At 70.7% G+C, this 20,359-nt stretch carries 17 protein-coding genes; 12 read left to right on the plus strand and 5 right to left on the minus strand.

Going from position 1 to position 20,359, the window contains the following annotated elements; translation table 11 throughout:
• Positions 1–67 precede the first annotated feature (67 nt).
• Both LNW72_RS36360 and LNW72_RS36365 read left to right on the plus strand, forming a co-directional pair.
• Positions 68–1,273, plus strand: coding sequence for a thiolase family protein (locus LNW72_RS36360; protein ID WP_250980443.1), 1,206 nt, complete (start codon positions 68–70; stop codon positions 1,271–1,273).
• The gene (locus tag LNW72_RS36365) at positions 1,273–2,448 is read left to right on the plus strand and encodes a 4-hydroxybenzoate 3-monooxygenase (RefSeq protein ID WP_250979295.1); all 1,176 of its coding nucleotides are present in this window, start codon (positions 1,273–1,275) and stop codon (positions 2,446–2,448) included. The genes LNW72_RS36360 and LNW72_RS36365 overlap by 1 nt, the downstream gene beginning before the upstream one ends.
• A 178-nt stretch (positions 2,449–2,626) precedes the next feature.
• On the opposite strand, the gene LNW72_RS36370 is transcribed toward LNW72_RS36365, so the two are convergent.
• Positions 2,627–3,421: a VOC family protein gene (locus LNW72_RS36370; protein WP_250979296.1), complete on the minus strand. Its 795-nt coding sequence runs from the start codon at positions 3,419–3,421 to the stop codon at positions 2,627–2,629.
• A gap of 352 nt (positions 3,422–3,773) precedes the next feature.
• On the opposite strand from LNW72_RS36370, the gene LNW72_RS36375 reads away from it, so the two are divergent.
• Genes LNW72_RS36375 through LNW72_RS41825 form a run of 4 tightly spaced genes read left to right on the plus strand, consistent with a single transcriptional unit; the run spans position 3,774 to position 9,181 of the window.
• Positions 3,774–5,039, plus strand: a complete 1,266-nt coding sequence (locus LNW72_RS36375; protein WP_250979297.1) for a glycoside hydrolase family 88 protein — start codon at positions 3,774–3,776, stop codon at positions 5,037–5,039.
• Between the two features lie 4 nt (positions 5,040–5,043).
• Complete coding sequence (locus LNW72_RS36380) at positions 5,044–6,981, plus strand: glycosyl hydrolase family 28 protein (protein WP_250979298.1); 1,938 nt, start codon at positions 5,044–5,046, stop codon at positions 6,979–6,981.
• Positions 6,982–6,986: 5 nt separating this feature from the next.
• Positions 6,987–8,609, plus strand: a complete 1,623-nt coding sequence (locus LNW72_RS36385; RefSeq protein WP_308402090.1) for an alpha-L-fucosidase — start codon at positions 6,987–6,989, stop codon at positions 8,607–8,609.
• Positions 8,606–9,181, plus strand: coding sequence for a carbohydrate-binding protein (locus LNW72_RS41825; protein WP_308402092.1), 576 nt, complete (start codon positions 8,606–8,608; stop codon positions 9,179–9,181). Before LNW72_RS36385 ends, LNW72_RS41825 begins: the two co-directional genes overlap by 4 nt.
• 245 nt (positions 9,182–9,426) lie before the next feature.
• Here the strand turns inward: LNW72_RS41825 and LNW72_RS36390 are convergent, their stop codons facing one another.
• Positions 9,427–9,936 carry an anthrone oxygenase family protein gene (locus LNW72_RS36390; protein ID WP_250979299.1) on the minus strand — a complete coding sequence of 170 codons (510 nt, stop codon included), beginning with the start codon at positions 9,934–9,936 and terminating at the stop codon, positions 9,427–9,429.
• Positions 9,937–10,081: 145 nt separating this feature from the next.
• Between LNW72_RS36390 and LNW72_RS36395 the strand changes: the two genes are divergently transcribed.
• The 3 genes from LNW72_RS36395 (at position 10,082) to LNW72_RS36405 (ending at position 13,646) form a co-directional block, all read left to right on the plus strand.
• Positions 10,082–11,014 carry an AraC family transcriptional regulator gene (locus LNW72_RS36395; protein ID WP_250979300.1) on the plus strand — a complete coding sequence of 311 codons (933 nt, stop codon included), beginning with the start codon at positions 10,082–10,084 and terminating at the stop codon, positions 11,012–11,014.
• Between the two features lie 32 nt (positions 11,015–11,046).
• The gene (locus LNW72_RS36400) at positions 11,047–11,586 is read left to right on the plus strand and encodes a GNAT family N-acetyltransferase (RefSeq protein WP_250979301.1); all 540 of its coding nucleotides are present in this window, start codon (positions 11,047–11,049) and stop codon (positions 11,584–11,586) included.
• A gap of 569 nt (positions 11,587–12,155) precedes the next feature.
• Complete coding sequence (locus LNW72_RS36405) at positions 12,156–13,646, plus strand: UDP-N-acetylmuramoyl-L-alanyl-D-glutamate--2,6-diaminopimelate ligase (protein WP_250979302.1); 1,491 nt, start codon at positions 12,156–12,158, stop codon at positions 13,644–13,646.
• Between the two features lie 38 nt (positions 13,647–13,684).
• On the opposite strand, the gene LNW72_RS36410 is transcribed toward LNW72_RS36405, so the two are convergent.
• From LNW72_RS36410 to LNW72_RS41410, 3 genes are all read right to left on the minus strand, one after another.
• Positions 13,685–14,110, minus strand: a complete 426-nt coding sequence (locus LNW72_RS36410; RefSeq protein ID WP_374117375.1) for an ATP-binding protein — start codon at positions 14,108–14,110, stop codon at positions 13,685–13,687.
• The gene (locus LNW72_RS36415; protein ID WP_250979303.1) at positions 14,107–14,943 is read right to left on the minus strand and encodes an MEDS domain-containing protein; all 837 of its coding nucleotides are present in this window, start codon (positions 14,941–14,943) and stop codon (positions 14,107–14,109) included. The genes LNW72_RS36410 and LNW72_RS36415 overlap by 4 nt, the downstream gene beginning before the upstream one ends.
• Positions 14,944–15,253: 310 nt before the next feature.
• Complete coding sequence (locus LNW72_RS41410) at positions 15,254–15,385, minus strand: hypothetical protein (RefSeq protein ID WP_285369875.1); 132 nt, start codon at positions 15,383–15,385, stop codon at positions 15,254–15,256.
• Positions 15,386–15,652: 267 nt separating this feature from the next.
• Between LNW72_RS41410 and LNW72_RS36420 the strand changes: the two genes are divergently transcribed.
• From LNW72_RS36420 to LNW72_RS36430, 3 genes are all read left to right on the plus strand, one after another.
• Positions 15,653–18,127, plus strand: a complete 2,475-nt coding sequence (locus LNW72_RS36420; protein ID WP_250979304.1) for an RICIN domain-containing protein — start codon at positions 15,653–15,655, stop codon at positions 18,125–18,127.
• A gap of 272 nt (positions 18,128–18,399) precedes the next feature.
• Complete coding sequence (locus LNW72_RS36425; protein ID WP_250980445.1) at positions 18,400–19,776, plus strand: MFS transporter; 1,377 nt, start codon at positions 18,400–18,402, stop codon at positions 19,774–19,776.
• A gap of 272 nt (positions 19,777–20,048) precedes the next feature.
• Entirely contained in the window at positions 20,049–20,252 is a 204-nt protein-coding gene (locus tag LNW72_RS36430; RefSeq protein ID WP_037915390.1) for a cold-shock protein, read from the plus strand.
• Positions 20,253–20,359: the final 107 nt, after the last annotated feature.

The following is a 20,359-nucleotide window of genomic DNA, read 5'->3' on the forward strand; positions in this document are numbered from 1 at the left end:
ACCCGACGCCGGCGAAGAACTCTCCGCGCCGCGCCCCGAAGGCCGCAGGAAGGGACCGGTGACCCATATGGCGAGCGTGCCGAACGTGTCGAACACCCGTGACGTCTACATCGTCGACGCCGTCCGCACCCCCGTCGGGAAGTACGGCGGCGCGCTGTCCGGCGTCCGCCCCGACGACCTGGCCGCACACGTCCTCAGGTCGCTGGTGGACCGCACGCCGGAACTGGACCCGGCCAGGATCGGCGATGTCTTCCTCGGGAACGCCAACGGCGCGGGCGAGGAGAACCGCGATGTCGCGCGGATGGCCGTGCTGCTCGCGGGCCTGCCGGTCTCGGTGCCGGGCGTGACCGTCAACCGGCTGTGCGCGTCCGGGCTGGAAGCGGTGGTCCAGGCGTACCGGGCGGTCGCCCTCGGGGACGTGTCGATCGCCGTCGCCGGTGGCGTCGAGTCGATGAGCCGCGCTCCGTGGGTGCTGCCCAAGCCCGACCGTGCCTTCCCGGCCGGCCATCAGGAGATGTACTCCACGACCATCGGCTGGCGCATGGTCAACCGGCGCCATGAACCCGCGTGGACGATTCCGCTGGGCGAGGGCGCGGAACTGATCGCCGACAAGCACGGCATCACCCGCGAGCAGCAGGACGCCTTCGCCGTCGCGAGCCATGAGAAGGCGGCGCGCGCCTGGAAGGACGGGCTGTACGACGCCGAGGTCGTCCCCGTCGACGGCACCGCCCTCGTACGGGACGAGACGATCCGCGACAACACCTCGGTGGAATCGCTGGCCAAGCTCAAGACGGTTTTCCGTGCGGGCGGCACCGTCACCGCGGGCAACGCCTCCCCGCTCAACGACGGCGCCGCCGCTCTGCTGATCACCGACGAGGAGGGGCTGGCGGCCACCGGCCGCGAGCCGCTGGCCCGCATCCGGGCGAGCGCCGTGTCCGGCATCGAACCGCAGTACTTCGGGCTCGGCCCGGTGGAGGCCGTCAACCGCGCGCTGGCGCGGGCCGGCCGGGGCTTCGGCGACCTGCGCACCTTCGAGCTCAACGAGGCGTTCGCCGCCCAGGCCCTCGGCTGCTTCGCGGAATGGCCCGGCCTCGATCCGGCGGTCGTCAACCCGCGCGGTGGCGCCATCGCGATCGGCCACCCGCTTGGCGCGTCCGGCGCCCGTATCGCCGGTGCCGTCGCCCACCAGCTGAAGGCCGCGGGCAGCGGTACCGGGCTCGCGGCCCTGTGCATCGGGGTGGGGCAGGGGCTCGCCCTGGTCCTGGAGCGCTGATGCGCACCACGGTCGGCATCATCGGCGGCGGTCCCGCCGGACTGCTGCTGGCGCGGCTGCTCCAGCTGGCAGGCGTCGACAGCGTCGTCCTGGAGGCCCGCGACCGCGCCTACGTCGAGCAGCGGCAGCGCGCGGGAATCCTCGAGCAGGCCACCGTGGACGCGCTGCGCGCGTGCGGGGCGGGGGAGCGGATGGACCGGCAGGGGCTGGTCCACGACGGTGTCGAGCTGCGGTTCGACCGCCGGGCGCACCGTATCGACTTTCCGTCCCTCACCGGCGGGCGCCGGGTGATGGTCTACGCCCAGACCGAGGTGGTCAAGGACCTCATAGCCCTGCGACTGGACGGTGGCGCACCGCTGTTGTTCGAGGCGCGGGCCACCGCCGTCGAGGGCGCGGACACCGGCACGCCCGTCATCCGTTTCACTCACCAGGGCCGCGAGCGGACCCTGGAGTGCGACTACGTGGTGGGCTGCGACGGTTTCCACGGCGTCGCCCGCGACGCGATCCCCGAAGGCGTACGGCAGACGTTCGAGCGGGTGTACCCGTACTCGTGGCTCGGGATCCTGGCCGACGTGGCGCCGTCGTGCGACGAGCTGATCTACGCCCACTCACCGCGCGGGTTCGCGCTGCACAGCATGCGCTCGCCCCTGGTGAGCCGGCTGTATCTGCAGGTGCCCAACGGCGAGGATCCCGCCGACTGGCCGGACGCGAGGATCTGGGACGAGCTCGACGCGCGCTTCGCGATCGACGGCGACTGGAAGCTGGATCGGGGGCCGATCACCGCCAAGTCCGTGCTGCCGATGCGCAGTTCGGTCACCGAGCCGATGCGGTACGGGCGGGTGCTGCTGGCCGGGGACGCCGCGCACATCGTGCCCCCGGCCGGTGCGAAGGGCCTGAACCTGGCCGCCGCCGATGTGATCGTCCTGGCGCGGGCGCTGGCGGCGCTGCGGGACACCGGGTCGTCGGAGCTGCTCGACGCCTACTCCCGGACCTGTCTGCGCCGGGTGTGGCGCGCGGAGCACTTCTCGTACTTCTTGACGACGACACTGCACAACGAGCCCGGACAGTCGCCGTTCACCACCCGGCTGCAGACCGCCCAGCTCGACCGGATCGCCGGGTCCACGGCCGCCGCCACCGATTTCGCCGAGAACTACACCGGCCTGCCGATCGGCTGACGGGACCGGCACGGCTGACGGGACAGAGACGGCTGACGGGACCGGCACGGCTGATGTGGACGGCATCCGGGCACGTGACCGCATGGCCCGCGACGCGAACGCTCACCGGAACCCCCTCCCCCGTGGGAGCGGGTGCCGGTGAGCGTTCCTGCCGTGGGACGGCCGTCGGTGGGTGTGGTCAGCCGGCGTCCGGCGCCTCGCCGGTGAGCAGGGCGAACTGGGCGCCCGCCGGGTCCAGGAGCATGGCCAGCCGGCCGACCCCGGGCGCGTCGTCCGGCGGCATGATGGCGGTGGCCCCGTGCGCGACAGCCGTGGCGAAGGTCGCGTCGCAGTCGGCCGTCCCGAAGTACGGGTGCCAGTTCGGGGTGCTGCCGGGCCCGGTGCCGCCCGGGGGCAGCTCCATGAGGCCGCCGTGCTCCGCCTCGGCGTCGGTGCCCGCCGGGCGGATGAGGGTGTAGGTCATGCCGGGCATCGGGGCGTCGTTGTAGTCCCAGCCGAGGACCTGGTGGTAGAAGGTCTTCGCGGCGGCCGCGTCGGTGGTGTGCAGTTCGACCCAGCACAGCGCGTTGTCGGCGGTCACCAGGTCGAGGCCCTTGTTGTCACCGGGCTGCCAGACGTTGAACGCGGCGCCGGCCGGGTCGGTGAAGACGGCCATCCGGCCCATCGTGAAGACGTCCATCGCCGGGAACGGCACGGCGCCGCCCGCCTGCTCCACGGTCTTGGCGGTGGCGTCCGCGTCGGGCGACATGAAGTACGGCGTCCAGCGCGGTTCCACGCCCTCGGCCATGATCGGTCCGACGCCGGCGACGGTCTTCCCGTCGAGTACGAACATGCCGTAGCCGCCGGCGTCGGGGCCGGCGGACCGGAAGTCCCAGCCGAAGACCGCGTTGTAGAACGCGGCGGACGCCGGGATGTCGCGGCTGGCGAGGTCGAGCCAGTTCGGCGCGCCCGGGACGTAGTCGGTGGAGAGCATGGGGGGTTCCTTCCAGCTGTTCGCGGTGCCTGCCCGGCGCGGAGTTCGGGCGCGGCCGTCTGTGAGGTAGACGACCCGCTGCCGCAGAACTCATCGTCCCCGCGCGTCGCATTTCTGGCGACTTATGGTTCTTGGTAATACATCCGACATCTGATGTCTGGCATGTCCGAATCATCGAGGCGCTGGTTCGTCTCAGGGGTCACTCCAAGGGTCAAAGATCCAGCCAGTTGTTGGTTCGACGATAATTGTTAGGGTTATTGACAGATATTTCAGCGCTGCTAGATTCCGCTTAAAGGTCCAACCTTTGCTACCCGATCGGCCCCCAATGCAGGGGATTCAGGGTGAGGGGATCATGAACGGATTACGTGCTCTGACGGCCGCGCTCGCGGCCTGTGCCGCGCTTGTCGCGCTGAACGGTCCACCGGCGGCCGCTGTACCCAAGCCGGCTTCGGCCCCGGCTCCGGCCCTGGCCCCGGCTCCGGCCCTGGCCCCGGCTTCGATGTCCGCCCCCGGCGTCTCCGCCGCCGGTACCGACTGGTCGGTCGCGATGACCGACTCGACGATGGCGCGCTTCACTCCCGGCCAGATCGGCGGCTGGTCGTACCCCGTAGGCCTCTACCTCTACGGCCAGTACCTCGTCTACCAGCGCACCCACAACCCGAAGGACCTGGCGTACATCAAGAGCTGGGTGGACCGGTTCGTCGACAGCAAGGGCACCATCGGCCAGAGCTTCAACAACCTGGACAGCATGCTCGCCGGCCGGCTGCTGGTGATCCTGCACCACGAGACCGGCCAGGCGAAGTACAAGACGGCCGCCACCAAGATCCGCAACCGGCTCGCCACGTACCCCAGGACCTCCGACGGCGGCTTCTGGCACTCCACCTCGGACAGCCGCGCCCACCAGCTCTGGGCCGACGGCACGTTCATGGTCAACCCGTTCCTCGTCGAGTACGGGCGGGAGTTCAACGACGCCGCGTACGCCGACGACGAGACGACGAAGCAACTGGTGGTCTACGGAACCCACCTCCAGCAGCCGAACGGCCTGCTCAAGCACGCCTACGACGAGTCGAAGACCGCGAGCTGGGCGAACCCGTCCACCGGACTGGCCCCGGAGTACTGGTGCCGGGCGGTCGGCTGGTACGGCATGGCGGCCGTCGACGTCCTCGACACCATCCCGGCCGACCAGCCGCGGCGGGACCGGCTGCTGACCATCCTGCGCAACCTGGCGGCCGGTATCGAGCACTACCAGGACCCGGCCACCGGACGCTGGTTCCAGGTCGCCGACAAGGGCACCCACGCGGACGACTGGACCGAGACGTCCTGCTCCAGCATGTTCACCTTCACCCTGTCCCGCGCGGCGGAGCAGGGCTACATCGACCCGCACTACGCGGCGGTGGCGCAGCGCGGCTACCAGGGTGTGCTGGCCAAGGTCGCGCTCGGCGGCGACGGCCGGACCGACCTCTCCGACGTCTCCATCGGGACCAATGTCGGCGATTACTCCTACTACATCGGGCGCACCCGGGCCACGAACGACTTCCACGGCCTCGGCGCCTTCCTGATCATGAACGAGCAGCTCCGGAGGACCACCGGCAGCGGCTCGCCGAAGGCCGGGGAGTGACGTGATGAAGCGCATCGCTGTTCTGGTGGGACTCGCCCTGTTCGTCTTCCTCGGACTGGCGCAGGCACCCGCCATGGGAAGCCCGGCCGGTTCCGCACCTGGTTCCGCACCCGGTTCCGCACCCGGCGCGGCGGCCCGGGTGGCCGCCGAGTTCAACGTCCGCGACTACGGCGCGACGGGCAACGGCTCGACGAACGACACCGCCGCCGTCAACAAGGCGATCACCGCCGCCAACGCCGCCGGCGGAGCCACCGTCCGCTTCCCCTCGGGCAGCTACAAGTCGGCGAACTCGATCCATCTCAAGAGCAATGTGACCCTCCAGCTGGACTCGGGCGCCACGCTCACCGGTTCCAGCGCCGACACCTACGACGCGGCGGAGTCCAACCCTTACGACGGGTACCAGGACTTCGGGCACAGCCACTTCCACGACGCCATGATCTGGGGCGACCGGCTCACCAACATCGGTTTCACCGGATCCGGGACGATCGACGGCGGCGGCAACCTCATCACCGGCAATCCGAAGGCGGGCGAGGCAGACAAGATCGTCTCGCTGACGCGCTGCAACGGCCTGACCCTCAGCGGGATCACCCTGCGCCGCGGCGGCCACTTCGCCGCACTCATCAACGGCTGCTCCAACGTGACCTCGGACCGTCTGACGATCGACACCGCGAGCGACCGGGACGGCTGGAACATCATCAGCACCACCAACGCCGTCATCACCCATGCCGACATCGCCGCCAACGACGACGCGCTCGTCTTCAAGAGCGACTACGCGCTCGGCGCGAAGCTCCCCAACGGCCATGTCGTCGTGCAGGACTCACATCTGTCGGCGCGCTGCTGCAACGCCCTGATGTTCGGCTCCGAGACCTGCGGGGACTTCACCGACTACCGGTTCCAGGCGATCACGATCACCGGCGCCGACAAGTCGGGCCTCGGCATGGTCTCCATGGACGGCGCCGACATCTCCGACGTCCACTACCGCGACATCACCATGACCGGTGTGCGCTCACCCATCATGCAGAAGATCGGCACGAGAAAACGCTGCGGCAACAGCCCAGGTGTCGGTCACATCAGGGACATCACCTACGACGACATCACCGCGACCGGCGCCTCGTCCGCCTTCAGCCCGACCCTGTGGGGCGAGTCCGGCGGCAACCACATCGACGGCGTGACATTCCGGAACGTCAACATCACCGTCCCGGGCGGCAGCGGCACCACGGCGGTCACCGTCCCGTCCAACAACCCCACCGACTACAACCCGAACAGCATCGGCACCCGCCCCGCCTACGGCTGGTACCTGCACAACGCCGACCACATCACCTTCACCGACAGCTCGGTGCGCTTCGCCGCCAACGACGGCCGGCCCGCCGTCCTGGCGAACACCGGCAGCACGGTGACGTTCGACCACTTCACCGCCCAACGGGGCACCAACAGCCCCTACGACCTCGGCTTCCAGAGCCTCACCGGGTACTGCGTCACCAACAGCGCCAACACCACCGGCGGGGCGCTGCGCGTCAACGCCACCGGCTCGACCACGGGTTGCGCGCCGCCGTCCGCCGCGCGGTACGAGGCGGAGGACGGCTCGTACTCCGCGGGCGGCACGGTCGACACCGACCACACCGGCTACAGCGGGACCGGGTTCGTGAACTCGGCGAACGCGGACGGCGCCTACGTCCAGTGGACGGTGAACGCGGCGCAGGCGGGCACCGCGGACATCACCCTCGGGTACGCCAACGGCACCACGGCCGACCGTCCGATGGACCTCACCGTCAACGGCGCCACGGTTCCGGCCGGCACGTCCTTCGGCGGCACCGGCAGCTGGAACACCTGGCACACCGCCGTCGTCGCGGTCCCGCTCCGCGCGGGAGCCAACACCATCCGCGCCACCGCGACGACCGCGGCGGGCTGCCCCAACCTCGACTACCTGGACGGTCCGGTATGAACGCGATGCACAGAGACGCGGACCGGAGGACGGACCGGAGGACCTTCGTGCGGCTGCTGGCCGTGGTCGCGCTGATCCTCGGCGCCCTGCTGCTGCCCGGCACCGCGGCGCGCGCCGATCTGCAGAACCCGCGGCAGGACTTCCTGCGCAGTTCGACCAGTGGGCTGTTCCTGCACTGGGGCGAGCGCACCGCCCCGGCGCACACCGACTGCGCCCAGTGGGAGTCCGATGTCACCAACGGCGGCTGGACCCCGGCGTACTGGGTGAACGAGGCCCAGAAGCTGCATGCGCAGTACCTGGTGCTCGCCACGTTCCACAGCCGGCTCGGCTACGCCCGGCCGTGGCCGTCGGCGATCCCGGGCAGCTGCAGTACCCACCGCGACTTCCTCGGCGAGCTGATCACCGCCGCGAGCGCGAAGGGCCTGAAGGTCATCCTCTACATGTCCGACGACCCGCAGTGGCACTCCGAGGGCGGCCATGAGTGGCTCAACTCGGGCGCGTACTCGGCGTACAAGGGCAAGACCGTCGACCTCACCACCCGTGACGGCTTCGGAGAGTTCTCCTACGACAACTTCTTCGAGGTCATGAACCGCTATCCCACGCTGGGCGGTTTCTGGATCGACAACGACAACGCCTACTGGGAGAGCCACGACCTCTACGCCCAGATCTACCAGCAGCGCCCCAACTACACGATCAGCAACAACAACGAAGACACGCCCATCATGGACATGATCAGCAACGAGCAGAAGACCGGCATGTCCCCGGCGTACGACTACCCGCAGGCGCTCTACACCGCCGGCCCCCGGCTGACCGAGGCCGACTTCAAACTGCCCTCCACCGGGGCCTGGTGGTACGACGGCTCCAACCCCGCCGTCGACCGGGCCCTCACCCTCGGCCGGCTGGTCACCAACGCCGGATCGTCCGTGAAGGCGCTGATGGCCGAGACCGCGCAGGTCAACGGCAGGTTCCCGTCGAACCAGGAGGCCTTCAACACCTTCGCCAACGGCTATCTGAACCCGATCTGGGAATCGCTGCACGGCACCGAGGGCGGCGGCTACCTGTACGGCGGCCTGCAGCCCGGAGCCTGGAACGACGGCGCCCGCGGCGTCACGACCATCAGCACGTCCGACCCCGGCCGGCAGTACATCCACGTGATCACCCCGCCGTCGACGAGCACCCTGCGGCTGCGCGACAACGGGTACCGGATCTCCGCCGTCAGCAACCTGCGCACCGGCGCGCCCATCGCCTTCAGCCAGTCCGGCGGCAGTCTCACGCTGACCGGGCTCGGCGGCTGGGACCCGTACGACACGGTCTTCAAGGTGACCGCCGACGGCCGCACGGGGATCCAACCGGCCTCCTCATACACGATGAGCGCCAGCGCCTCGGCGAGCGGACACGGCGCTCAGGCGGCGGCCGACGGCAGTTATCTGACGTACTGGGACAGCAACCAGACGCTGCCCGTCCGGCTCGACTTCGACCTCGGAGCGTCGAAGCCGGTGCGCTACGTCGGCATCAACCAGCGGGAGGACTCGGTCAGTTACGCCCGCTCCGCCACCGAGCAGTCGGCGCGCATCAAGGGCTACAACGTGTACGTCAGCAGCGACGGCAGCACGTGGGGAGCCCGGTGAAGTCCGGCACCCTGCCCAGCGCCCGCGGGGTCGCGACCATCGACATCCCGGCCGTCAGCACCCGCCATGTCCGCCTCGAAGTGACCAGCACCTACGCCGCCTCGACCGACACCGCGCGCTACAAGCGGCTGCGGATCGACGAGACCTGGATCGGGTCCGGGTACGCGACCGCGAGCACCGGTCCGCCGCCGGCCCGCTACGAGGCGGAGACCGCCGCCTTCTCCGCGGGCAGCACCGTCGACTCCGATCACACCGGGTACACCGGGACCGGCTTCGTCAACACCGGCAACGCGTCCGGCGCCTACGTGGAATGGACGGTCGACGCGGCGGCCGCCGGCAACGTACCGCTGGCCGTCCGCTACGCCAACGGCACCACGGTCAACCGTCCGATGGACATCGCGGTCAACGGCACGACCGTGGTGTCCGCGAGGGCGTTCAACGGCACCGGGGACTGGAACACCTGGGCCGACTCGACGCTGACGGCGGCGCTGCACGCGGGGACCAACACCGTCCGGGTGACCGCGACCACGGCGACCGGCGCACCCGATCTCGACCATCTGGACGTGGGGTAGCGGGGCGCCCCGGGAGGGCCGTTCGCCGCGATCGGCCAACGGTTCTCCCGGCGTCCCTCGCCTCGGCCCGTAAGCTCAACGCCTGGATCAGGACCAAGACCGGCGGCAACCCCGCCGGCATCGTGACCGGCTACCACCTGAACGGATCGACGTTCGACAGCGGCCACGACATGGCCTTCACCGCACCGTTCGCGGTCGCCGCCCTGACCGACCCCGGTTGTCGGTGCCCCGGCCCGCGACAGGACCTACGGTGTGGCCCGCCCGTAGAGCACCAGCGCCCAGATCAGGCAGCCGAGCGCGCCCGTGGCGGCCACCGCGCGGAGCAGGTTCCAGCGGACCCACCGCGTCTCGAAGCGCTCGCGGACCGCTGCCAGAGCGGAGGCGCCGGCCGATCCCGGGTCGCCGGCCGCGGCGAGCTCGTCGTTGAGCGGGATGTTCACGGCGAACGTGGAGACCAGCGTCAGCACGTACAGGGCGGCCGCGCCGCCGATCCAGGGCAGCGGACCGTCCGGGGCGTCCCCGGGCAGGTGCAGCGCCCCGGCCAGGACGGTGAGCACCAGTGAGCCGCCGAAACCGAGGGCGAACCAGCCGTTGAGGATCCGGACGTTGATCCACCGCATGGCGTCGACGAACGTCCGGTCGCCGGTCCTGCGCAGACCGGGCATGACGGCGCAGGCGAAGCCGTAGTACAGGCCCGCGATCAACCCGGTGGTGAGCGTGGCGGCCACCAGCGCCACCGTGCGGAACTCGTCCATCGTCGAACCTCCCTCAGCGGACCGCCGGACCGCCGTGCGGCTGATCGGTCATGAGGAAAGTCAAGTCGCAACGGCCGGGACCGGCCATGATTCAGACCCTCAACTCCATACGCGTGCGTCCACCTGGGCGTCTAGGCTGAGAGCCATGGACGCACTCGCCGGTCTCCTGGACGGGCCCCGGGCCCGGGGCGCATTCCTGATGCGGTCGATACTCGACCCGCCGTGGTCGCTGCGGATCGAGGACCACGCTCCGCTGACGCTGCTCTCCCTGGTGCGCGGCGAGGCGTGGGTGCTGCCCGAGCACGGCGCCCCGGTGTGCCTGCGCGCCGGCGATGTCGCCGTCGTCCGCGGCCCGGACCCGTACACCGTCGCGGACACCCCGGACACACCCCCGCAGATCGTGATCCACCCCGGCCAGCTCTCCACCACCCCGGCGGGCGAAACGCTCTGCGGGGTCATGGACTTGGGGTTGCGCATGTGGGGCGATCGCCCGGACGGCGCGACGATGATGTTCTCCGGCACCTATGCGATGGACGGCGAGATCAGCCGGCGGCTGCTGGAAGCCCTGCCCACGCTCCTGGTGCTGTCCGCCGACTCCTGGGACTGCCCGCTCGTCGCCCTGCTGAGCGAGGAGATCGTCAGGGACGAGCCGGGCCAGGAGGTCTTCCTCGACCGGCTGCTGGACCTGCTGCTGATCGCCATCGTCAGGGCGTGGTTCTCCCGTCCGGAGGCCGAAGCACCCACCTGGTACGTGGCGTTGGCCGACCCGGTGGTGGGCCGGGCGCTGCGTCTGCTCCACGACGACCCGGCGCACGCGTGGTCGGTGGCCACGCTCGCGGCGAAGACCGGGGTGTCGCGCGCGGCGCTCGCCCGGCGGTTCACCGAACTCGTCGGCGAGCCGCCGATGGCGTACCTCACCGGATGGCGGCTGTCGCTCGCCGCCGACCTGCTGCGGGAGCCCGATGCCACGGTGGGTTCCGTGGCCAGAAAGGTAGGCTACGGAAGCGCGTTCGCCCTGAGCACCGCCTTCAAGCGGGTCCGCGGCATCCGCCCCCAGGAGCACCGGGCGGGCGGGTGACGGCTCAGGATCCGGGGAGAGGAACCGGCGGGATGCCCGAACGGCGCGACGCGGTCGCCGGGGTGCGGGTGCGGCTCGAGACCTGGGCGGAGCGGGATCTGGAGCTGCTGCGGCTGACGAACTCCCCGGAGATGACGGAGCACCTGGGCGGTCCCGAGCCCGAGGAGAAGCTGCTCGTACGCCACCGGCGCTACCTGGACACCGAAGCTGCGGGAACGGGACGGATGTTCAGCGTCGTCCTGCTCCCGGAGGGCGAGACGGTCGGCACCATCGGGTACTGGGACCGGGTCTGGCAGGGCGAACCGGTGTACGAGACCGGCTGGGGCGTGCTGCCCGAGTACCAGGGCCGGGGGATCGCGGTGGCGGCCGCCACGGCGGTCATCGCCGACGCCGCTGCCCGGCGCACGCACGAATCCCTGCACGCGTACCCGTCCGTCGACCATCCCGCCTCGAACGCGATCTGCCGCAAGGCCGGTTTCACCCTGGTCTCCGTCTGCGACTTCGAGTACCCGCCGGGGAACCCGATCCGGTGCAACGACTGGCGGGTGGACCTCACCGCGGTCGACCGCTGAGGGCAGGCCGGGACGCTCCCGCGGCAACTCGGCGAGGGAAATCCAGCATGGCGAAATGTCAGCATTTGGCACCATGGCCGCAGGTGGCAGGGTCGGACGTACACTGAAGTGGTGTCGGGCAGGTCCCTGCTCCGCCCGGCCACCTGTATGCACCACCTGTATCCAACCGTCTGCGGCCAGACCAGAGAGTGCTGCCGCCCGGATTTCGGCCGACCCCAGAACGGGTCCTGAGCCGGTCCGGACGCATGCCGCAGTTGTTGCGCAGTGACAGGTAGCGGTCCTCGGCCGATCCGGCCCTTCGGTCCGCACGCAGATCGCCCCCCTGTGGGGACCGCTCGCCTTCACGCGTACCACCGCCGGTGCCCCGGCTTCCGCGTCGCATGTGCACCGCACTGCGCCGGAGCGGGTCCGCACCCGGCCGACAGCACGATCCCCGGCAGCCGGGCACCGGACGACCGGTGCCGGGACGCCGGGTCATGGTCATCATCGCGGTATCCGGTTTGCCCTCACCCCTGCCGACAGGCCGGGCCACCCGCAGCGCACCACCGGCCGCTTCCGAGGGGATAGTTGTGAAACTCAGTGCACTGCTCGACGGGCACGACCACCACGTACTCCAGGGCGACCTGGCGACGCCGATCACCGCGGGAATGAGCTTCGACGCCCACCGGGTGACGGCCGGCTCGCTGTACATCGCCGTACCGGGCCACGAGGACGGCGGCCCCGAGCTGATCGGGCGGGCGCTGGAGCTCGGCGCCGTCGCGGTACTGGCCGAGGGCGACGCACCGCACCTCGCGGGCCTGCCCGCGGCGGTCTGCGTGGTCCGGGTGACCGACATCCGGGCGCTGGCCGCGGTCGTCGCGTCCCGCTACTACGGTGAGCCCGGCCGCGCGATGGACGTCGTGGCGATCACCGGCACCAACGGCAAGACCTCGGTCTCGTACATGGTCGAGGCGGTCCTGCGGATCGCCGAGGGCGTGAAGGTCGGGGTCATCGGCACCTCGGGCAGCCGGATCGGCGACGAGTCGATCCCGATGCCGAGGTCGGTGCTGACCACCCCCGAGGCGCCGGACCTGCAGTACCTGCTCGGCCACATGCGCGACCGCGCGACGCCCAGCGTGGTGCTGGAGGCGACCTCGATGGGCCTGCTGCAGCGCCGGGTCGAGGGCGTGTTCATCGACGTCGGCGTCTTCACCAACCTGACCCAGGACCACTTGGACGACCACGGCACGATGGAGCACTACAAGAACGCCAAGATGCGGCTGTTCCAGGGGCTCTGCCGGCGCGCGGTGGTCAACGCCGACGACCCGGTCAGCGCCGAGATCATCGCGCTGATGCCGGAGACGGTGACCACGTACGCCCTGGACGCCCCGGCCGACTACCGCGCCACCGACCTGGTCGTGGACGCGGCGGGCAGCCGCTTCACGCTGCACCACGCCGGCCGCAAGTACCCGGCCGCCATCCCGGTGCCCGGCCGCTTCTCGGTGGCGAACGCGCTGGCCACCGTGGCGGCGTGCCATCTGCTCGGCCATGACCTGCAGGGCCTCGTCAGCGCTCTCGACCGGATGCCGCCCACCCCGGGCCGCTTCGAGCGCTACACCACCCCGCAGGGCTCCTGCGTGATCGTCGACTACGCGCACTCCCCGGACTCGCTGGAGAAGGTCCTCACCACCATCCGCAGCTTCGCGACCGGCCGGGTCATCACCGTCTTCGGCTGCGGCGGCGACCGGGACATCACCAAGCGCGTCGCCATGGGCACCATCGCCGGCGAGCTCTCCGACCTGTGCGTCCTCACCTCGGACAACCCGCGCTACGAGGACCCGGAGGGCATCCTCGACCAGATCGCCCCCGGCCTGGTCCACACCGGGATCCCGTTCCAGCGGATCACCGACCGCCGGGACGCGATCCGCTACGCGCTGTCCGTCGCCGGTCCCGACGACGTCGTGCTCGTCGCGGGCAAGGGCAGCGAGCCGTTCCAGATCATCGGGGACGAGCTGCTCCCGTTCAGCGACATGGGCGTGGTCCGCGAGCTGGCGCTGGAGCCGGCCGTCGCGGCCCTGTAGCTCGCCGGTCGTGCCGCGATGCGAGGGGCCGGTTCCGCTCAGGCCAGTCGCATCGCGAAGGTCACGACGGCGCCGGGGGAGGCCGTGGCGATCACCAGCCGGTCGGTGAGCAGGCGGGTGAGCCACAGCCCGCGGCCGACCGGGCCGCCGTTGATCCCGGGCGCCAGCTCGGGGATGACGTCCTCGGAGAAGCCGGGCCCGGAATCGCTGATGCGGCACTCCAGTTCGTCGCCGACCCTGGTCAGCGCCAGGGCCCCGTCCCCGCCGGCGTGCTCGACCACGTTCGAGGCGAGCGCGTCCATGGCGAGGACGAACTCGCCGCGGCGCGGTTCCGACAGCCCCGCCAGGGACGCGCGCTGCTCGATGAGGACCCGCAGCCGCGGCAGGTCCTCGCCGGTGAACGCGACCTGCAGCAGGCACTCCGCCGGTTCGCCGGCAGGGCCGCCGGCCGGCCCGGTCATCATCGGCGCTCCGTTCCGGTCAGCACCAGGCGGGCCGAGCCGTGCTCGCCCAGTGCGCGCAGTACGCGGAGCTGGCCGCTCTCGCAGCAGACCTCGACGCGGTCGTGGCCGTCGGCGGCGCGGACCAGCCGGAGGAGGTCGTCGGCGCACCGGACGCTGAGGAAGCTCAACCGCGTCAGATCCACGACGAGTTTCCCGGCATCCGCGGTGCGCGTGAGCGCTTCGCCGACGGCGGCGCCGAACTGCTCGCCGGTGGCGAGGTCCGCCTCGCCGATCAGCCGCAGGGAGCCGTCCCCGTACACCGCCCGCAGTTCGCCGAGCCGGGTGAGCAGATTGACGGGATGCGCCCGGCACATCCGCGCCAGGACGTCCTCGTCGAACCAGCGGCGGTCGTACGCGCAGATCTCGCTGTAGGAGCCGTCGGTGAACAGATGCCCGGCGTGGGATTCGCGATGCGTCATCACATCGATGTCGGCGTCCAGATCCGGCACCCAGTGCATGTCGATGAAGGTGCGCAGCCCGGTGTACCCCTGCCGGCCCGCGAGGGCGGTCTCCTCGCGGATCCGCTGCCACTGCCGCTCGGGGGTGAAGTCGCGGTCGGGGCGGATCAGTGACCGCATGCTGGTCAGCACCAGCTGGCCGCGGGCCCTGACCCGGGCCATCGAAGGGCTGTCGGCCTCCAGCCGGGACCACACCTCGTCATCGCTCACCCGGGGGGCCGCGAAGACCATCACCTTCTCGCCGCGGGCCAGACCCGTCCACGCGAAGGTGGTCAGCACGTCCCAGTTCGACTCGTCGTCGCCGTAACTGACGAAGCAGTGGTCGCCAGCTCGCATGCGTTGCACGGAGATCGTGGCGGGATGGACCTCATCCCAGACAGGCATCGCCCCTCGCTTTCTGCGACCCGTACCGCTGTTCCCGCGGACCGGAGTCGTGGCAAAGCTAGCGAGTCTGCTTCCGGGCGCGGCATGCGCCGACGGAAGTGAACGATGGCGTAAGGAAGTTGCCCTTCCGTTTTCAGGAAGGGTCGCGATTGGTCATCGCGTGATCACATCTGACCGTTCGCCGGGGCGCGGCCGGGGGCCGAGGGCGCGGCCAGGGGCGCGGCCGGTGCGCGGGGCGCGGGTCAGCGCGGAGCGCCGCGTCCTACCACTTCGAGCGCTGCATGAAGCGGCGGTGCGCCGACTGGGCGGAGTCGGAGCGCTGGACGGGTACGGGCGCGGGCTTCTGCTGCGGACTGTCGGTGGACTGGCTCGGGCCGCTGGTGGTGCCGGGCATGATCTTCGTCCTCCCTGTCGGTGTAGGTGGCGCGGTACATCAGGAAGGCGCCAGGTTAACCGCCGGGTGCGCGGTACGGGCTTCTCTGCGGGCCGTATACCCCCGTTCGGGGACGCATCCGCTGTTGTCCGAACTGTTGACGGGACACGGTCACAGTTCTACCGTCCGATGGCGGTGGACTGAGTTGTCTTCTGTTCGCTTTTCGCAACCCTTCTCCACAAACCTCAACGGCCGTCTGTGCCCGGCCGCGAAGAAGGAGCCCCGCGTATGCGAAGCCAGCACGCCGTACCGCAACTGCGCGCCGTAGCGCCCCCGCGCACCTTACGCACCCTGCGAACGCCCCTGACCGTACTGCTCGTGCTCGTCATGGCGGCGTTCGCCGTCCTCCAGGCCCCGCCCGCCCACGCGGCGGTGAACACCGCGATCACCGTCGACGGGAACTCCCCGGGCCGGATCTTCGACGGAGTCGGAGCGATCAGCGGCGGCGGCGGCAACTCGCGGCTGCTGGCGGACTATCCGGAGCCGCAGCGCGGCCAGATCCTGGACTACCTGTTCAAGCCCGGCTACGGCGCGGCCCTGCAGATCTTCAAGGTCGAGATCGGCGGCGACACCAACTCCACCGACGGTGCCGAACCCAGTCACGAGCACACCCGCGGCACCGTCGACTGCGGTACCGGATACGAGTGGTGGCTGATGGAACAGGCCAAGGCCCGTAATCCAGCGGTGAAGCTCTACGGGCTCGCCTGGGGCGCGCCCGGCTGGATCGGCAACGGCAACTTCTGGTCCCAGGACATGATCGACTACCTGATCGCCTGGATGGGCTGCGCCACCCAGCACGGACTCAGGATCGACTACCTGGGCGGCTGGAACGAGCGCGGCTACAACAAGGCCTGGTACGAGAACCTGCACGCCACCCTCGCCGCGAAGGGCTACGGATCGACGAAGATCGTCGGCGCGGACTCCGACTGGTCGGTCGCCGGGGACATCCGCGGCGACGCGGCCTTCGCCGCCTCCGTGGACATCGTCGGCGCGCACTACCCCTGCGGCTACATGTCCGCGATGACGTCGTGCTCCACCACCTCCGACGCCCTGGCGACCGGAAAGCAGCTGTGGGCGAGCGAGAACGGCTCCGAGGACTACAACACCGGCGGCGCGCCCATCGCCCGCGCCATCAACAGGGGTTATCTGGACGCCAAGTTCTCCGCGTTCATCAACTGGCCGCTGGCCGCCGCGCTCTACCAGAACCTCCCGTACAACACCGACGGCATGCTGACCGCCACCCAGCCCTGGTCCGGCACGTACAGCGTCGGAAAGAGCACCTGGGCCACCGCGCACACCACCCAGTTCACCCAGCCGGGCTGGCAGTACCTGGACTCCGGCAGCGGCTACCTGGGCGGCGACCGCGCCAACGGCAGCTACGTCAGCTACAGGTCACCGGGAAAGACCGCCTGGAGCACCGTTCTCGAAACCCTCGACGCCACGGCCGCGCAGACCGTCAGCCTCAAAACCGCCGGAGGACTGCCCGGCGGCACGGTGCACGTCTGGTCCAGCGACTTCGCCTCCGGCCGGCAGAGCGACTACCTCGTGCACACCGCCGACCTCACACCCGTCAACGGCGCCTACCAGCTGACCCTGCAGCCGGGCCGGGTGTACTCGGTGACCACCACCACGGGACAGGGCGCGGGAACGGCCGCCTCGCCCACCCGCGGGCTGCTCGCACTGCCCTACTCCGACGACTTCCAGTCCACCCGGCAGGGCGGCGAGGCCCGGTATCTGGCCGACATGAACGGCTCCTTCGAGGGCGCGGCCTGCGGGGCGGGCCGCACGGGCACCTGCATACGGCAGATGGCCACGACGACCCCCATCACCTGGGACGACGGCAGTGACCCGTACGCGACGCTGGGTGACCTGAGCTGGTCCGACTACACCGTGTCGGCCGACGCGATGCTCGAACAGGCGGGCGCGGTCCAGCTGATGGGCCGGGTCGGCACCCAGAAGGGCTTCTCCCCGGGCAGCATCAACGCCTACTACCTCAAACTCACCAACACCGGGGCCTGGTCCATCCTGCGCAACAGCGCCACCGGAGCGGTCGCCACCCTCGCCTCCGGCACCGTCGCCGCGCCCGGCACCGGCAGCTGGCACCGGCTCGCCCTCACCTTCGCCGGCCGCACCATCACCGCGACGATCGACGGCACGAAAGCCGGCTCCGTCAGCGACGACTCCTACGGGGCGGGCCAGGTCGGCATCGGCACCGCCGGGTACGTGGCCGCCCAGTTCGACAACCTCAGCGTCACCCCCGGCTCCCCGGCCGTCCTGTCGGGGACGTACACCCTGGTCAACCGCAACAGCGGCAAGGCGCTCGACGCGGCCAAGCAGGGCACCGCCGACGGCACGCCGATCATTCAGTGGACCCGCAACGGCGGCGGCAACCAGCAGTGGAGGATCGCTCAGGCCCCGGGCGGCTACTACACCGTCACCGGCGTGGCCAGTGGCAAGGCGCTCGACGTACCCGGCGCCGCCAAGGTCGCCGGGACCCGACTCGACCTCTGGACGTCCAACGGGGGCGCCAACCAGCAGTGGCTGATCGTCCCCAGCGGTGGCGGCTACTACACGCTGGAGGGCCGCGACAGCGGTCAGCTCGCCGACGTCAGCGGCGCGTCCACCGCCGACGAGGCGCCGGTCGTCCAGTGGCCGGCGAACGGCGGCGGCAACCAGCAGTGGCAGCTGGTGCCCGTCTCCTGATCCGTTCCGGCCGTGTGCCGTGCCTCCGGGGCGGCCGGTCCTGACCCCGCCAGTGGTAGGAACCGCGCTGGTACCTGCCGTGTGCGTACGTGGCACGGGGGGCTGGGTCGGCCGCGCCGGGCGGCGAAGTATTCCTTCCGGGAGCCCGTGGCGCGATCGGCGCGACGGGCCCGGTATCCGGAGGGAACGGGACGATGGCGATTGTTGAAGGGGTGCCGGCCGGCGTGGAGGCGCCGGTCGGCGGGTCTGTGCGGGAGTCCGTGCCCGGGCGGATGACAGGCCGGCTGCGGCTGGTCCTGGTGGTGCTGCTGGTCGCGCAGTTCATGCTGGCCGTGGACTTCTCGATCCTCAATGTGGCGCTGCCGGTGGTCGGCCAGGGGCTCGGGTTCCCGCTGGCGGACCTGCAGTGGATCGGTACGTCGTTCGCGCTGGCCGCCGCGGGGTTCACGCTGCTGTTCGGCCGGATCGCCGACATCGTCGGCCGCCGCCGGCTGTTCCTCGCGGGCCTGGCCCTGCTGGGGGTCTCCTCGCTGGTCGGCGGGCTCGCGGTCAGCCCGGGCATGCTGCTGGCCGCCCGGGTCGCCCAGGGGCTGGCGACGGCGGCCGTCACCCCGGCCGGCCTGTCACTGCTGACCTCGTCCTTCCCCGAGGGCCCGCTGCGGGACAAGGCGCTCGGTCTCAACGGCGCCCTGATGTCGGCCGGCTTCACCGCCGGCGCGGTCCTCGGGGGTGTGCTGACCGAGCTGCTCTCCTGGCGCTGGGCGTTCTTCGTCAACGTGCCGGTCGCCGTCGCGGTGCTGATCGTGGCCCCGCTGGTGATCAAGGAGAGCCGCCCCGCGGTCCGCCCGCGGCTGGACGTGCCCGGCGCGGTCGCGGTCACCCTCGGCCTGCTCGCCCTGGTCCTCGGGCTGACCACGGCGGGGGAGAAGGGGTGGGGTGACCCGGTGTGCCTGGTGTCCCTGGCGACCGGCGCCGTGCTGCTCGTCGTGTTCTACGTCGTCGAGAAGGGCGCGTCCGCCCCTCTGGTGCCGGTGGCGATGCTGCGGCGCCGCACCGTGATCTGGGGCAACGTCGCGGGCCTCATCGCCTTCGTCACCGAGACCTCGCTGGTCTTCCTCATGACCCTCTATCTGCAGAAGGTGCTCGGCTTCTCCCCGCTGGCGGCGGGCCTGTCCTTCGGCGTGCTGGGCCTGGGCACCGTCGCCGGCGGTCTGGTCGCGGCCCGGGTGATCGGCCGGATCGGCACCAGGGCGACCCTCGTGACCGGCGGTGCCGTCCAGGCCGTCGCCACGGTGGCGCTGGTCGCGCTGGGTGACGACCGCGGCTGGATGGCGCTGCTGCTGGCGGGCACCTTCCTCGGCGGGATCGGCAACATGCTGGTGATCGTCGGCTTCATGGTGACCGCCACCTCCGGCATCCCCGACGCCCAGCAGGGCATGGCGACCGGTCTGGCCACCATGACCCAGCAGGTCGGCATCACCATGGGCGCCCCGGTCATGAGCGCCATCGCCACCGCCGGGATCACCGTCTCGTCCGGCACGGGCGCGGTACTGGACGGCATCGGGAACGCGGTCCTGGTGAACGCGGCCATCGTGCTGGCCGGCGCGGTCCTCGCGGCCCTGTTCCTGCGCGGCGCGCGGCGGACGTGACGCGGGTCTCAGGCCGCTTCCGCCCTTGTGCCACAAGGGCGCTCCGCCCCCGGGGCGCCGCCGGAGGGCCCGCATCCGCCATGGATGCGGGCCACGTGCTATCGTAGATCTCAGTTGCAGTTGTGGTACCCATGAAACTTTGTGTGCACCTGACGGTTACATCCCTCAGGTGCATTTTGTTTTTCCGGTCATCTCCGGATGGGCTCATTGCGGCGACGCGGAACACGTGAAGTGCGTATTCCGGCTGTGCCCCCTATCAGAGGAGATTTGACATGGCTACTGGCACCGTGAAGTGGTTCAACGCGGAAAAGGGCTTCGGCTTCATCGAGCAGGACGGCGGCGGCGCTGACGTCTTCGCCCACTACTCGAACATCGCCACCCAGGGCTTCCGTGAGCTCCAGGAAGGCCAGAAGGTCTCCTTCGACGTCACGCAGGGCCAGAAGGGCCCGCAGGCCGAGAACATCGTTCCCGCCTGACGCTGACAAGAGCTGAGCCAGGGCCCGCACCTCACGGTGCGGGCCCTGGCCGTTGCCCGGACTCCGTAGGACCCCCCGGGCACCATTCACCACACGGACCTCATCGG

Origin of the sequence: Streptomyces sp. RKAG293 (genome assembly GCF_023701745.1) — a bacterium.
Lineage (GTDB): Bacteria > Actinomycetota > Actinomycetes > Streptomycetales > Streptomycetaceae > Actinacidiphila.